Below are 14,768 nucleotides of genomic sequence, written 5' to 3'. Positions count from 1 at the left end.
CCTCTCTCTACTTGTTAACTATTTATTATTTTTTTTCGTAAATTCTGAGTTGCTTGTAAATCAATAACGCCGTTTGGCGCAATCACCACTCCATAAACACTATGTGCTGTCTCCCTGCTTATTAATTCATCTAGAACATCTTCAAAGACTTCTTCAGGCTTTCTTTCTAATGGATTGCCATATCCTCCAGCACTTGGCGTCTTAATAAGCAGTCGATCGCCTTCATTGATTTTAAAATTGGTTACCTTTGCATGAAGGTTTTGCTCTTTTTCAGTATTATGATTTAATACTAACGCACCTGTTTTTCCATCCTGCCCCTGCCATACTCCTTTTGGCGGGTCATAATGACGATCGCCTTCGCCAGTAAATAAGGTATTAGTGAAAAATTCCCATTCTCTTGCAATCCCAATACCGCCACGCCATTGTCCAGCAGCTGGTTCTTCCTCTCTCAACTCATAGCGATGGCAGCGCATTGGCGTTCTCATTTCTAACTCTTCAATCGGGTTATTTCGAGTATTAGCAACCAATGTATCAACACCGTCTAATCCATCCTTGCCGTTTCTTCCACCATACGATCCCTCATTAATCTCAATACTAATCCAATAGGCACCCGACTCTGGTTCTACACCAGCATAGGAATTAGCATGAATATGTGCTGAGTTTCCGGCGGTTGTTTTATTCGGCAAGATTTGCGAAAAGGCTAAATTCACCTGATCTGCGAGACGGTTTACTTGGTTAAACCTCGCAAAACAAGAGGCTGGGAATCTTGGATTATAAATGGTTCCAAGTGGAGCAATTACTTTAATAGGTCGAAAGATTCCACTATTTTGAGGTACAAAAACCTCAGAATTCGCTTCGTCTAATAGAATGGAACGGACAATTGTATAAATAGCGGGAAGTGTCGACCCAGAAAAAGGAACATTATAGCCAGTTTCTACTTGAGGAGAGCTTCCTGTTAAATCAACTATGATTTCACTTCCCCTGATTTCGACACTCGTTTCAATTCTTAATGGGACACCATAATTTCGTCCATCATCATCAAGCCATCCGGTTGGAGCTTTATAAATACCATCAGGAAGTTTTTCGATTTCTTTTCTCAACATTTGTTCTGAATAATCCATCCATCGTTTCTCTGCTGACTTAACTGTTTCCAAATCATACCGTTCAATTAATTCTATATATCTTTTTCTTCCTAAGCGAGCTGAGGCAATCATGGCCTCAATATCCCCTTTATTTTCTTTAGGGGTCCGTACATTTTCTAAAACATGCTTCCAAATGCTTTCATTTTTCTCACCTTTGCTATAAAGCTTAAGTGCGTTGTAATGTTTACCTTCCGCAAAGACATCGACCACATCCACCATTAAGCCTGGAGACATCCCGCCAACATCTAATACATGTCCCGTATTCGCTGCATAGGCTACAAGCTTTCCTTTGTAGAAAATTGGAACAATAATAGCTAAATCTGGAGTATGGGATGCTCCATAATAAGGGTTATTATGGAGAATGACATCTCCATCTTGTATATCGTCGTTGAGAAAATGTTTAATTCCAGAAATATAACCAGGAAGTGACCCAATGTGCATTGGAGATGAATCACTTTCACATAATTCATTCCCATTTTCATCAAATAAACCTGCACCTAAGTCCTCAGATTCACGAATAATACTAGAATATGCCATTCGATAGAGTACGAGTGCCATTTCTTTTGCAATAGAATTTAAGGAACCTGCAATAACACCTAATGTTACGGGATCAATATTTTTTTCATTCATTTTCCCCAAAACTCTTACCCCTCTCACCTGCAATTTTAATTAACAGAACTAAGTTCAGAAAATAATTTCTTTATTAGCTTTCAGCAACTGCAACTAGTTTTTCGTTCTTCTTCGCATTTTTTTCTTTCATATTAATTACGATGTTACCATAATTATCAAAGCTGGCTTCACATAAAGGTGGAATAACAGTGGTACTATCTTTCTGCTGTATGATGGCTGGTCCAACCAATATTTCTCCAAAAGGAATATCAGAGCGATTGTAGAAGGAGGTTTCAACTTCCTCTAATCGATCATTCATCCAAAAATACACAGGCGCTCTCGTCACGTTTCTTGGATCAAGTTTTAACACTTGCGGCTGAGGGGCCAAGTTATGATCATCTGTTACTACCCCAATACCAATTAAACGGATGTTTATAGCTAGTACATCTTGATCTTCAAACTTACTAGCATATTCTCTCTCATGTACAGTGTGAAAGGCTTCTATAACTTCTTCAACCCATTCTTCATTAATCTCACCTTCAGGTGCATCAACACGTAATTCGTACCCCTGACCCTCATATCTACAATCACATACTCGCTTCAAGATAATATTATCATCACTCATTCCATCTGATTTTAGGGATGCGATTGCTTGCTCTTCCAATTTTTTAAACTCATCGCGGAGTTGTTCTATACTTCCGGACTTTAAAGAACTCCAAACGGTGGAGACCTGTTCATAGGTTATATCCGATGCTAATAAACCAGTAGCAGCTGTAATCCCTGGAAAAGGAGGAACGACTACATATGGAATATTTAACTCTTCTGCAATATCACAGGCGAATAGTGGACCTGCACCGCCTGCGGCTACTAATGTAAACTCACGGGGATCATACCCTTTACGGACACTATTCATTTCAATTGCATTGACCATGTTATGAGTCATGATTTTTAACGCACCCGCTGCTGCATCTAGTGGAGTCATATTTAGCTTGTCGGCAATCTGCTTCTTGTAAGCGATTTCAGATAACTCTGGTCTAATTTCCAAACTTCCAGCGAATTTGTTTTCCCCACGGATTCTTCCTAAGAGAACATTTGCATCTGTAGAAGTTGGCAACTTTCCACCTCGGTTATAGCAGGCAGGACCTGGATCAGCACCAGCACTTTGTGGTCCAACACGGAAAATACCGCCTTCATCTACGAATGCAATAGAACCGCCGCCAGCACCAATCGCATCAATATCAACCATTGGAATCATCGCGTTATATTGACCGATTCGTGTATCCAGTAAATGACGCATTCTCATTTCACCACCTGGTGAAACACCAATATCCGCTGATGTACCACCAATATCCAATGTAATAACATTTTTAAAACCGGCATTTTGTGCTGCTTTTATTCCACCGATTAGACCTGCAACTGGGCCTGATAATAAAAGGTTGATTGGTTTTTCAGCTGCCATTTCAGAGGTTGCAATTCCACCATTTGATTGCATTAGGTGCAAATCAGCCTTAACCCCCATATTTTTAAGGTTACTTTTAAGTTTTCGAATATACTTGCTCGTTTTTGGTCCGATAAATGCATTTAAGGCGACGGTACTAAACCGTTCATATTCTCTATATTGAGGTAAAACTTCATTACTAATGGAAAGAAATACTTCAGGGTATTCTTCTTGGATTATTTCTTTTACTCGATTTTCATGCTGTGGATTTTTAAAAGAGAACAAAAAACAGACCGCAATTGAATCAACTTTTGCCTCTTTAAGCTTGCGAATATGTTCCCTTGTCTTTTCTTCATCGAGAGGAATTAACACTTCACCCTCTGCTGTTATACGCTCAGAAACAACCAATCGATTTCTTCTTTTAACTAGTGGGTATTTTTGCCAAGGGAGGTCTTGATAGAGAGAGAAATTGTAGGGTCGTTTGTGTCTTGCTATATGTAAAACATCACGGAATCCCTCCGTTGTCAACATACCTACTCTAGCACCGTTATGCTCAAGAACGATGTTAGTCGCAACAGTTGTTCCATGGAAAAATTGCTCAATTTGCCCAGCATTAATATTTGCCATTTCACAAATTTCGAATACACCCTTGATAACCGCTTCCGATGGATCTTTTGGAGTGGAAGGGACTTTATGAACAATGGATCTTCCTTCTTTTGAATCCATTAAAATTAAATCTGTAAATGTCCCACCAACATCAACACCTATTTTCATTTACTCTCCTCCTTTAATGTTTTTGACCAAAAAAAGGATCTCAATAAGTAGGGAGACTTTTATAGTCAATCTCTTATATACTCCTTGAGCAAAAAAACAATTTTCCCCTTTTCCTATAATAAAGCAAGTTTTATGCCAAGATTTTAATCATAGTTAAAAAATAAGGTAACTTGACTGAAAAACATATAAATTCCGATAACTATTATAAATAATTTTATCCTTTCTTCAGAAATTGTCATAATGATTAGCAGACAAAATTGCTAGTTTCAAATTGTAACGTTTCATTTTGTTTCATTCTCTAAATTAATGAAACAATACGTTAAACATATATTTAAACACAAGATTATGACTAGCCGAATTATCTCCTATTAGTTCTGAAAGAATTTTATTTCTATTGAACCGGGCTTATGCCTGCCAATTTTTGCTTTAAACGCTTATTATTATAATAATGGATATATTCTTCAATTCTCTCTTTAAATGGGCACAGTGCTTCGCCGTAATACATTTTTTGTTTAAGTATCCCAAAAAGTTCTCCATAGGAGAGCTGTTCTTCATTTTATGTTTCTCCGCCAAGAGATCATATGATAATTTTCCTTTTGATACTCTCTAACGACCATTTACTTAAATTGTTCGCTATATTTATCCATAAAAATACACCTGAAAAGTTAGATTTCATCTAACTTTTCGGGTGCAGTACATTGAAGGAAGCCCTTTTTGTTGTGATATTCTAAAATGTAATATTAAGGTAAATGGCATATAAGCTAGCCATTAAATTAGCTTTTATTATATAGGTTTGATTTCCGTTTCAATATTGATGGTTTGTCTATTTGCTAATTTAACCGGCGCTGTCTCCTTAATTCCTATCGCAAGTAGGAAAGAAATAGCACAAGCAATGGATACGACCCACAATGGAGCATATAAATTGTACTTATCTGCTAGTATGCCCGAAATAACTGGTCCCACTGTCCCGCCTATTCCTTCACCAACACACACAATGACAGCAATGGCAGATGCCACTAGAGGCCTAGGTACGGATTCTGCTGGAATTATTGCTAACGAAAGAGGCTGATATCCCATTCCAGCAGTAAGAAAAACTGTAGCAATTAATAACATAATAAAGTTACTATGCAAGACCATGACGGAAATCGGTATTAAAATAGAAACTAAGGTGTAAAGCAGCATCGCAGGTTTTCTTCCGATCCGATCGGAAATCCACGGTCCAAGTAAATTCCAAAGAAACATACCTACTCCCAGGACAGCCATGTAAGCAGCGGCTTGACCTGGAGAATAATTTGCCACGTTTAGTAAAAACAACGGAGCAAAAGCGGTCATCGTTGCAAAAAATATCATAAAGAAATTAGAAATTAAAATATTAAGTACTATATTTCTAACTTTGAATATTTTCTTGTAATCAGACATCGTTAGTTTAGGTTTTTCTGTGCTGCCACTACTCTCATCTATTAATTTTGGTTCTCTCATGTACTTCATTAAAGTTAAAGCCAAAATGACACCAGGAATAGCAAGGAAGAAGAATGCATATCTCCAATTGAAGGAAGTAGCGATTGCGACCACAATGACTGGAACCAAAGCGCCACCGAATAATGGGCCTGCACTTTGGACAAACCCCATATTAAATCCCCGTCTCTTTGGATTAGATTCAGCCATTACCGCTGAATTCACGAGTGGAACAACCGGACCTTCTGCTATTCCCATTAGGACCCGGATAAGGATTAAAGATAAGAACCCAGTGATTAAGCCTGAAAAGAAAGTAGAAACCGAAAAGAGAAGAATAAACGAAATTAATAATATTTTTTTCTTCCCGAGGAAATCTGAAAGTGTGGCAAATACGATATTTGATAATGCCCAAGATAAGGCTAAAACGGCTGCGACAAGTCCCAGTTGTGTGTTATTGAGGCCTAATTCCGGTGCAATGTACGGAAAAAGAAATATCATCGCCATACGATCCATGAACACAGTCCCAAAGACAAAAAACATAACGATAATGGTAAAATTCTCATATCTAAAAAATGACTTCTTGGTGTTCATTAAAAAACCACCTTTACCAATTTTTTATGTTCATAAAAATCTAATAAAAATAATCCATACAAAAATTACAGAATTTTCAGAATTTAATTATCAAAAAAATTCTAAAACGATTTCTTGCACCTATTGTTCATTCAGCTATTTCACTATGAAATAACTGAATGAACTTGATTAGATTAATAAGTTAGACTTTTTACTGGTGACGAAACGACTTCATTTTCGAGCAAGCCTAAATTTATTTTTCCATCAGGAGATTTAACCTCACATCGGACTACATCACCTTCTTTTAAATAATCTGGAAGATTCTTTTGCTTGGAAATGGTTTCTTTCTTTTGGTCTTGTGAGAAAGCTGGGCCCTGCAGAGTATCAATTTCATCATGGGTTAATTTCATTGCTACGCCGCCAGGAGTACCTGTTAACACTAAATCACCGGGATAAAAATTCATCAGACCAGATAACTCAGTTAATGTTTCTTCCGGTTTATATAATAGTTGCGATGTATTAGATGATTGACGTACTTTTCCATTTACGGTTAAAGTGACATCCAGATTGTGAATAATTGGTAGTTCATCCTTATCAAATAAGTATAAATAAGGACCAGTTGGACAAAAAGTACGATAACTTTTGCCCTTATACCACTGAAAGTGTGTAAACTGAATATCTCTTGCAGAAATATCATTCGTTATCACAATACCAGCAACATATTTATGAATATTTTCCGTTGTTACCTCTACTTGATCTGTAATTTCTGTTCCAATAACTAAACCTACTTCAATTTCATAATCTAATAACTCCACCTGTGATGGTCGAATTATTTTATCCCCTGGGCCGGCGAGGGAACTGGATGCCTTCGTAAAAATTAAATTATAGGGTGCTCTTTTAACATCAAGCCCCGACTCAGCCCTATGTGCGGAATAGTTTGCTCCTTGGCAGACAATTTGTGCTTGCTCCGTAACAGGACTTAGTAATGTCACTTGACTAAGGGGTATACCCTCGCCTTTAGCAGCCGTTGTTTTAGCTTTTGGTACACCATTTTCTAAAAAAGATCTAAGAGATTCATAGGTTTCATTTACTGGGTAAACATGCCCATTGTTCACTACTCCCCACTTTACTTTATCCTTGTCTTCAAAACGTACGACATAAATACCCATCGTTTTCCTCCTTTATTTCCCTCAATAGTTATCACTCTTCGTTAAATAAATTTCCAATGAGCGTTAATAGCTCAAACATTTTTTGATATGCTTCTGTTCCGTTTCGATTACAAACCGCTTCCATAACAGCCTTATGTCTTAAAAGCGCTTCTTCGCTGTATTGATCATTCCTCTTTTTTAGCTCTGGAATAGAAGTATGCCTGCTATGAACAAGTGCATTACGCAGGGTATTTACCAGGCTAAACATTAATACATTATGGGAGGCCGATAAAATGCTATTATGGAACTCGTAGTCTGCCTTAGCCCATTCGTCCTCATTTTCAAGTGACTGTTCCAAGTTATCAAACGCACATCTAATCCTAGTTATATCCTCATCCGTTGCATTCATTGCCGCTATTTGGACAGCAGCTGGTTCAATCGCAAGTCGGATCTCTGTCAGTTGTTGAAGAAATTCTTGACTTCGATGAGACTGCAGCGCCCATTGGATAACGTCAGGATCCAACCATTGCCAGTTTTTATGATTTTGTACAATGGTCCCAATTTTTGTAGATGATTCTACTAATCTTCTCGCTGTCAGTCCCTTAAGTGCTTCTCTAACAACAGTCCGGCTTACACCTCTTTGCTCACTTAACACTTCTACTTTTGGTAATATCTCACCTGGTAAAATTTCGCCATTTACAATTTGTTTGCCAATATCATTTAGTAATTGTTCGTTTAAATTATGCATATAGTCTCCTAAAAGATTTACTCACTGCTATAAATATTATTATAATTTTATATGCTTTGTGTCAAATTCATCCATTCCTTATAATAGATTGATCATTCATTTGTTCATGCAGCTTTTCGACCATTTGTGGTAAATCTTCTATCCTACCAGAAGACCCATAAACATAAAAATCCGGACGGTTGATGACTACATCCATTTTATTGCTATGAAAATAATGTTGAAAAACACCATCCATATCAAAGTAACCGTTTTCATTTGAGGGATCGTTAGTTATCTCAATAAATTGTGCTCCAATATTCTGAAGAAACTGGATCTGGTTCTCGCTTAAGTAAAATCTCGGATCATGATTATTACTAATAACCGTCCATCCCCTTCCGATCAAATCATCTAATAGCCCAACTTTTCCATCATGCTTCACTGTTCCTTGTACAGATAATCTTCCAGTTAAGCAATCAGGTAGATCAGAATAGTCATACAGAATTCCAGTAGTTAAATGAGGTAATGGTGGAAATGGACCGACGCTTCCTGATAAAAAGACTTCATCTCTTTTGGCTGCTTCAATCGGATCGGTAACACAAATCATCTTTCCCAGCTCTACACCCATATGGATGTAGCCTTGTACATTGGGATTTCTTTCGTTTGTATATGAATCAAGGATGTTTTCTCGACTTTTATTTTGGAAAACTAACTCCAATTTCCAGGCCAGATTCCAAGCATCCCGTAATCCTGAAGCCATACCTTGACCCAAAAATGGAGGGGTTAAATGGGCAGCATCCCCAGCAATCATGACTCTTCCTTTTCTCCATGTTTCAGCCCAAGCACCCCTGAATGTATAAACAGCATGACGGACTAATTCACAATTTTCCTTCGTAAATCCCCATGGTTTTAATAAAATCCATGCCGTTTCTTCCGTATTTAGTTCCTCAGCCGTTTCCCCAGGCAGGGCCATAAATTCCCAGCGTCTCCTATTTGGTCCTCCTGCCACAATCGTCGTCGGGCGTTTTGGGTCACACAATTGCCAAAAATTCGGTTCCATTTTTTTCTTTTCTTGCGGAATAATATCGACCACTAACCATGTATAGGCAAACCCTAAATCAGTAAACGCTACATCTAATTTCTCACGAATAATACTATTTGCCCCATCACAACCAACAAGATAATCGGAGGAAAATCTCTTTTTCTCGCCCCCCTCAGTTACTACCATCAGTTCAACCGAATCTTTTTTATCGATAAAATCAATGGCTTTATATCCCCTAAAGAGCTTAATGGTGGGAAGACTTTGACAAACGTCATTCAGTAATTTTTCTAAGTCTGGTTGGTTAAAAAAATTATGAATCGGTAAACCCGAAGGTCCCTTTTCTGGCCACGCAATACTTAAGAGAGTTTCACCTAAAGCATTTCTCCATTCATATTCGTCAAAAATGTTTTCTGTAATTTGTGCGAGTTTTTCAGGATTGCAAACCATTCTTAGCATCCTAGCAATTTCATCATCATAGACAATGGCACGCGGAAGTGGGTAATGATTCGGCCATTTCTCAAATACTCCAACACGATACCCCTTTTTCCCAAGTAAAATCGCCAGCATACTTCCGACTGGACCATAACCAACAATCGTGACATCAAAATCGTTTTTCAAAGGCTCCACTCCTTTCTACTAATCTCCAATTCTGACTCTTAATCTTTTACTGTTTCTTTATTTAAAGACTTTGCGAATTCGATAAAAAATGGGAGCGATTGTGGATTGCTCAACGAGTCTGGATTTATAACCTTATCGATCCTATGACCAAGAAGTATTTTACGGATAGGAACCTCCATTTTTTTACCATTCAGCGTTTTCGGAATTTCATTAACTTGATAAATTTCATTTGGGACATGACGTGGAGATGCTAATTTCTTTACACTTTCGTTTATCCTATTTTTTATCGAATCCGTTAGTTGTTCACCATCTTTTAAGACCACAAACATTGGCATGAATGATGGTCTGCCTAAAAACTCTAAATCTACCACCATTGATTCCATTACTTCTTCAACAGACTCTAAAGCCCGGTAGATATCACTAGTACCCATCCTGACACCGTTTCGATTTATCGTTGAATCAGATCGGCCGTAAATAATACATCCGCCTCGCTCATTGATACTAATCCAATCCCCATGACACCAGATACCTGGATAAACATCAAAATAAGATTCTTTATAGCGTTTATTTTCAGGATCGTTCCAAAAATAAAGCGGCATGGATGGCATAGGTTCGGTGATAACCAATTCCCCAACCTCATTCAATAAAGCATTTCCAGCTATATCAAATGATTGAGCGTTTACCCCTAACCCCCTACATTGAACTTCTCCGCTATAAATGGGAAGGATTGGACTGCTAATAATAAAAGCAGAGCATACATCCGTTCCGCCGCTTGAATTTACAAGCCAAACTTTCTCATCAAAATTGTCAAATATCCAGATAAAATCATCCTCTGTTAAAGGAGAACCCGTACTGCCAATTGCCTTCAAGTTTGAAAGTTCATAATGTTTCGGATTAAGCCCGATTTTTTTTGAATATTGGAGATAACCTGCTCCTAAACCGAAAAATGTGGCTTTCGTTTTTTCACATAGTTTCCATAATGCATCTTTTGCCGGATAAGTAGGGCTGCCATCATACAAAATCGTTGTCGCACCAGTAAGCAGCGAACCAACGGTAATGTTCCAGACCATCCAGCTAGTGGATGTATGCCAAAAAAATCGATCGCTTGAAGAAATGTTTTTATGAAGATGAAACGTTTTTAGGTGCTCGATGATAATTCCACCGTGCCCTTGTACAATTGCTTTTGGATGCCCGCTTGTTCCGGAAGAATACAGAATCCATAATGGATGATCAAATGGAACTTGCTCAAAGAATAACTCGCCATCAACTTGTTCAATACTATTCCATAGAATGGAATCTGCCGAAATCGACTCAGGTTGTTCGGATTGAATATTGGAAACGATAACCGTTTTTCTTATGGAGGGTAATGAATCTTGCAATCTAGCAATATCATCTTTCAAATCATAAACTTTTCCGTTAAACTGATATCCATCTACCGTAAAAAGAAATGTTGGTTCTATTTGTTGAAAACGTGCTGTTACACTGGTTATGCCAAAGTCTGGGGAGCAGCAAGACCATATAGCTCCAATGCTTGCACAAGCTAAAAAAGCGATGACTGTTTCCGGCAAATTAGGCATTAATGCCACGACCCGATCTCCTTTTTTTACACCCTGCTTTTTTAGATAGGATGCAATGGTCACGGTTTTTTCATATAGATTTTGCCAAGATACTTCTATTACCTTATTCATTCCTTCGTTAAGAAAAAGTAGGGCCGGTTTTTTATCCGTGCTATTTCGAAAGATGTGCTCAGCATAATTTAGTTTAGCTCCAGAAAACCATTTAGCTCCAGGCATCGTTCGATTTTCAAGCACTTTTGTAAAAGTAGAACTTGATTTTATCTCGAAATAGTCCCATATGGATTCCCAAAAGTCTTCTAGGTTATCAACGGACCATTGCCAAAGCGTTGAATAATCGTTGAACTGGTATCCCCGCTTTTCATTTAACCACTTTAGGTACAACGCCATTTTGGATCGTGTTAACATTTGTTCAGACGGCTGCCAGATCGGGGTTTTTAATTTCTTATTTTCCATAGCATTTCCTCCAGTAATTAAAGAGTAGCTATATCTTTAGCAAACTCTGTTTCCCAGGAGCTAAGAGCCACCCATTGTTTTGGTTTCTGAGGCATGTCTTTATGCCATGGTCGTGGTTCAAAGATTCCTACCTCAGGGAGATAGACGTCCATATCAATATATAATTCAACTAAGTTTTGGTCAGGGTCATGATGGTAGGTGGCAATGTTATGTCCTGCCGTATGGCGGGAAGGCCCCCATAAGATTGGATAACCATGTTTGGATAAGTAATCGGAGCTGGCATAGTGGTGACTGGCATCTTTTAATTGAAAGGCGATATGATGCATTTTTGTTTGGTTGGATTGAACAATATTGATCACATGATGATCTGTGTTACAAGTTAAAAAGTTTGCTATGTTTGGTCCAATCATATCCGTAAAATGGAAGCCAAGAGCCTCCTGATAAAACTCAATGGTCTTTGCATAGTTCTTTGCTTGAAACGCCACATGACCTAATTTAAATGGAATAATACCTGTTTTTCCAAATCCAATTGCCGCTTCCTCCATTTTGGTAAATAATTGAAGAGAGTTACCTGCTGGATCTGTCAGTTCGAGAATTTCTGAGATTCCTGTTTTTGCGTCCGTTTTAATAGCAGAGTCAATTCCCTGGACTTTTAGTTGTTTTTGAACGTCTGATAGACTCATTTGACCATCTAATTGATAGCCATAACATTGTGCACCTTCCTTGTCAGACTGGGAGACAATAATATTGTGGTGATCCAGCCCATTACTTAAAAACACCTTACCACCCTTGTCTTGCTCAACAAACTGATAACCCATTATATCTGTGTAATAATTTTTTAACTTACCAACATCCCTGGTAGCGAAATCAATAAAACTTAATTTAAATACCTTTACTTTTGACATTATTACAGATCAACTCCTTTTACTTTTGTAATCGCTTACCTTTTTTGGCGTTCTGTGTTGGAATTAATTAATATTATTTAATTATTATATTATTTCTAGTTATCTGAATTGTCAATATATTTTGTTGTCTGTTGAATAAATATTTTCCAATTACTCCTTATTAATATGGAAGTGTCAGGCTCGCATAAAGCCTGACACTTGGTAATCATATTAGGAATGTTAATACCGATACCCTGACCCTTACCCTAGAGTTAATGTTTCGAAGCCAAATAATGACTTACCAAATGCATCAACAGAATCTTCATAGAGAAGTACTTTATGAGTGGCTACTGTTAATAAATCTCTAGTAAACAATTCTACTGTATCTCCTTTATAAACAGCTACCCCCCCTAGAGTGGTTAATACTTTAGTAGTGATTTCTGTAACAAAACTGATTATTTTTGCTCTAATCGCAAAGAATTCCTCAGCACCAACGCCACTATCCCAAGTAAAGGTTTCTAATAAACGAATGTATCTTTCCATTAGTCCTTCGGCAGCATAAAATTTTGTTGTCAATTCTGCTAACACCCTCTGGCTTCGAGGTGAATCTTTTTCAAGATTTCCTTCTATTCGAACACGCTTTTCTGTCCGTTTTTTAAATTCTTCCAATAAACGCTCTGCTCCACCAAGGGCAAGTGCTGCAAATCCAACATAAAATGCTGCAAAATACGGCAGATCGTAGAATAGATAATCCTTATCATAGTCAGTCTCTGGAGGTCTACCCGTTGTATTGGCTACCGTTAGCCTAACAATACGTTCCATTGGAACAAAAACATCCTCTACAATTACCTGATTGCTTCCTGTTGGTCTGAGCCCTAGAGTATTCCAATTCTCAACAATTTTTACATCTGTTTTTGACAGCATGAACATGCAGAACTCTGGACCAATACTATCAGGCATTTCCATCATCAAACCAAGACCAATCCAATCTGCATAAAGAACACCACTTGCAAAATTATAAGTACCAGTAATTCGGTAGCCATCTCCATCTTTTTCTGCTCTGCCTACAGGGGCAAATACATCCGCAATTAATCCGCCTTGATTTATTATTTCCTCCCTTCCTTTTTCCGGCAAAAATGCCAATAAAGTATTATGAAGAGGATAGAAGTAGGTTAACCAGGCTGCAGAAATACTATGTTTTGCAACCGTTCGAATAATTTTAGTATAGGTCGAAAAATCAACTTGAGGACCGCCATACTTTTTTGGTAAAAGTAACTTTGGTATTTCGGTATCTTTTAAGGTATTGATCACTTTTTCAGAAAATGTAGAATTCCTCTCTGCTTCATGTAATTCTTCGGCCGCTGCCCTTCCTACTTTTTCCGCACCATCGAGTAATTTTTGAACCAATGCTTGGTCTGCCTTTACAATTCTATTTTGCAAAATGACACCTCTTTCTTTCATTTTTTTCTGGATTTTGTTAATCCATTAAATTTCATCGTGTAAAAATTGATCTAGCATTTTTAAGAACTTGTCTCTTTTTTCAATTTGAATCCAATGGCCACAACCTTTGAACATGTGCAGTTGTGCATTTGGTAAATGCTGAAGAAGCGATAGGCTGCTCTCTTTGGCAACAAAACGATCCTCTACTCCGTGTAATAATAGGAAAGATTGTTGCATTCTTCTTAACGCAGACGGAGGTATGGTGGCTTCGCCAGGGTTCATTGGAAACATATTACTCAAATAGGATTTTCGAACTTCGGGACGCATAACCGTTTCATAACGTTCCTTGAGGACCGATTCTAATTGGTCCCCGAGCACTTCCTCATTATAAACAAACCATTTGGTAAGATTTTTTAGTGCAGTATAGGTAGGATTCCGATAAAATCCTATCATTCTAGCTATTTCAGGAGTTGGCGCAGCTTCTCCCCCAGCACTTCCCATGAGGATGACTTTCTCAAACCGTTCAGGTGCAGTCATGACAAGATTAAGAGAAACATAGCCACCCATGGAATTACCTACTAAATGAGCTTTATCAATTCCTAGATGATCCATTAACTCTAGAACTTGTTCAACACGTAAATGAGTCCACTCCCAGAAACTATTAGGTGGTTCCTCAGGATGGTCCGTGTTCCCGAATCCAAACATATCGGGTGCTATTACATGATACTGATTGGTTAGTGCGGGTAAGACTTCTCTCCAATTTGATTCTGATGTAGCGCCAGGACCTGAACCATGTAGGAAAATGATTGTTTCTGAATGAGAATTTCCTCCTTCGCAAAAAAATGTATGAAATCGTCCTGTATCTACTTTCTTCATCTTATAGACTGTCATATA

The 14,768-nt window shown here is 37.9% G+C and carries 11 protein-coding genes; all 11 read right to left on the bottom strand.

The window, feature by feature from the left end; genetic code table 11:
- Nucleotides 1–14 precede the first annotated feature (14 nt).
- Nucleotides 15–1,772 carry a hydantoinase B/oxoprolinase family protein gene (locus AC3ANL_RS11905; RefSeq protein ID WP_488329713.1) on the bottom strand — a complete coding sequence of 586 codons (1,758 nt, stop codon included), beginning with the start codon at nt 1,770–1,772 and terminating at the stop codon, nt 15–17.
- Nucleotides 1,773–1,845: 73 nt separating this feature from the next.
- Nucleotides 1,846–3,963 carry a hydantoinase/oxoprolinase family protein gene (locus AC3ANL_RS11900; protein ID WP_488329412.1) on the bottom strand — a complete coding sequence of 706 codons (2,118 nt, stop codon included), beginning with the start codon at nt 3,961–3,963 and terminating at the stop codon, nt 1,846–1,848.
- Between the two features lie 391 nt (nt 3,964–4,354).
- Nucleotides 4,355–4,468, bottom strand: a complete 114-nt coding sequence (locus AC3ANL_RS11895; RefSeq protein WP_488329411.1) for an IS3 family transposase — start codon at nt 4,466–4,468, stop codon at nt 4,355–4,357.
- A 278-nt stretch (nt 4,469–4,746) separates the two neighbouring features.
- Entirely contained in the window at nt 4,747–6,009 is a 1,263-nt protein-coding gene (locus tag AC3ANL_RS11890) for an MFS transporter (RefSeq protein ID WP_488329410.1), read from the bottom strand.
- A 173-nt stretch (nt 6,010–6,182) separates the two neighbouring features.
- Entirely contained in the window at nt 6,183–7,157 is a 975-nt protein-coding gene (locus tag AC3ANL_RS11885) for a fumarylacetoacetate hydrolase family protein (protein ID WP_488329409.1), read from the bottom strand.
- 31 nt (nt 7,158–7,188) lie between these two features.
- On the bottom strand, nt 7,189–7,884 hold the full coding sequence (locus tag AC3ANL_RS11880) for a FadR/GntR family transcriptional regulator (protein ID WP_488329408.1): 696 nt from the start codon (nt 7,882–7,884) through the stop codon (nt 7,189–7,191).
- A gap of 67 nt (nt 7,885–7,951) precedes the next feature.
- Complete coding sequence (gene mhpA / locus AC3ANL_RS11875) at nt 7,952–9,520, bottom strand: bifunctional 3-(3-hydroxy-phenyl)propionate/3-hydroxycinnamic acid hydroxylase MhpA (RefSeq protein ID WP_488329407.1); 1,569 nt, start codon at nt 9,518–9,520, stop codon at nt 7,952–7,954.
- A gap of 38 nt (nt 9,521–9,558) precedes the next feature.
- On the bottom strand, nt 9,559–11,550 hold the full coding sequence (locus AC3ANL_RS11870; RefSeq protein WP_488329406.1) for an acetoacetate--CoA ligase: 1,992 nt from the start codon (nt 11,548–11,550) through the stop codon (nt 9,559–9,561).
- A gap of 17 nt (nt 11,551–11,567) precedes the next feature.
- The gene (locus AC3ANL_RS11865; RefSeq protein ID WP_488329405.1) at nt 11,568–12,455 is read right to left on the bottom strand and encodes a VOC family protein; all 888 of its coding nucleotides are present in this window, start codon (nt 12,453–12,455) and stop codon (nt 11,568–11,570) included.
- Nucleotides 12,456–12,695: 240 nt separating this feature from the next.
- Nucleotides 12,696–13,874 (bottom strand): acyl-CoA dehydrogenase family protein, encoded by a 1,179-nt coding sequence (locus AC3ANL_RS11860; protein ID WP_488329404.1) that lies wholly within the window; start codon nt 13,872–13,874, stop codon nt 12,696–12,698.
- 45 nt (nt 13,875–13,919) lie between these two features.
- The gene (locus tag AC3ANL_RS11855) at nt 13,920–14,765 is read right to left on the bottom strand and encodes an alpha/beta fold hydrolase (protein ID WP_488329403.1); all 846 of its coding nucleotides are present in this window, start codon (nt 14,763–14,765) and stop codon (nt 13,920–13,922) included.
- Nucleotides 14,766–14,768: the final 3 nt, after the last annotated feature.

It is taken from the genome of Neobacillus sp. DHD-1R (assembly GCF_057747995.1).
This window is presented reverse-complemented; position numbering and strand designations above follow the sequence as displayed.

Coding starts and splice junctions, on each gene's coding strand:
- AC3ANL_RS11905 (WP_488329713.1), bottom strand. CDS start 1,772: ATGAATGAAAAAAATATTGATCCCGTAACATTAGGTGTTATTGCAGGT.
- AC3ANL_RS11900 (WP_488329412.1), bottom strand. CDS start 3,963: ATGAAAATAGGTGTTGATGTTGGTGGGACATTTACAGATTTAATTTTA.
- AC3ANL_RS11895 (WP_488329411.1), bottom strand. CDS start 4,468: ATGTATTACGGCGAAGCACTGTGCCCATTTAAAGAGAGAATTGAAGAA.
- AC3ANL_RS11890 (WP_488329410.1), bottom strand. CDS start 6,009: ATGAACACCAAGAAGTCATTTTTTAGATATGAGAATTTTACCATTATC.
- AC3ANL_RS11885 (WP_488329409.1), bottom strand. CDS start 7,157: ATGGGTATTTATGTCGTACGTTTTGAAGACAAGGATAAAGTAAAGTGG.
- AC3ANL_RS11880 (WP_488329408.1), bottom strand. CDS start 7,884: ATGCATAATTTAAACGAACAATTACTAAATGATATTGGCAAACAAATT.
- AC3ANL_RS11870 (WP_488329406.1), bottom strand. CDS start 11,550: ATGGAAAATAAGAAATTAAAAACCCCGATCTGGCAGCCGTCTGAACAA.
- AC3ANL_RS11865 (WP_488329405.1), bottom strand. CDS start 12,455: ATGTCAAAAGTAAAGGTATTTAAATTAAGTTTTATTGATTTCGCTACC.
- AC3ANL_RS11855 (WP_488329403.1), bottom strand. CDS start 14,765: ATGACAGTCTATAAGATGAAGAAAGTAGATACAGGACGATTTCATACA.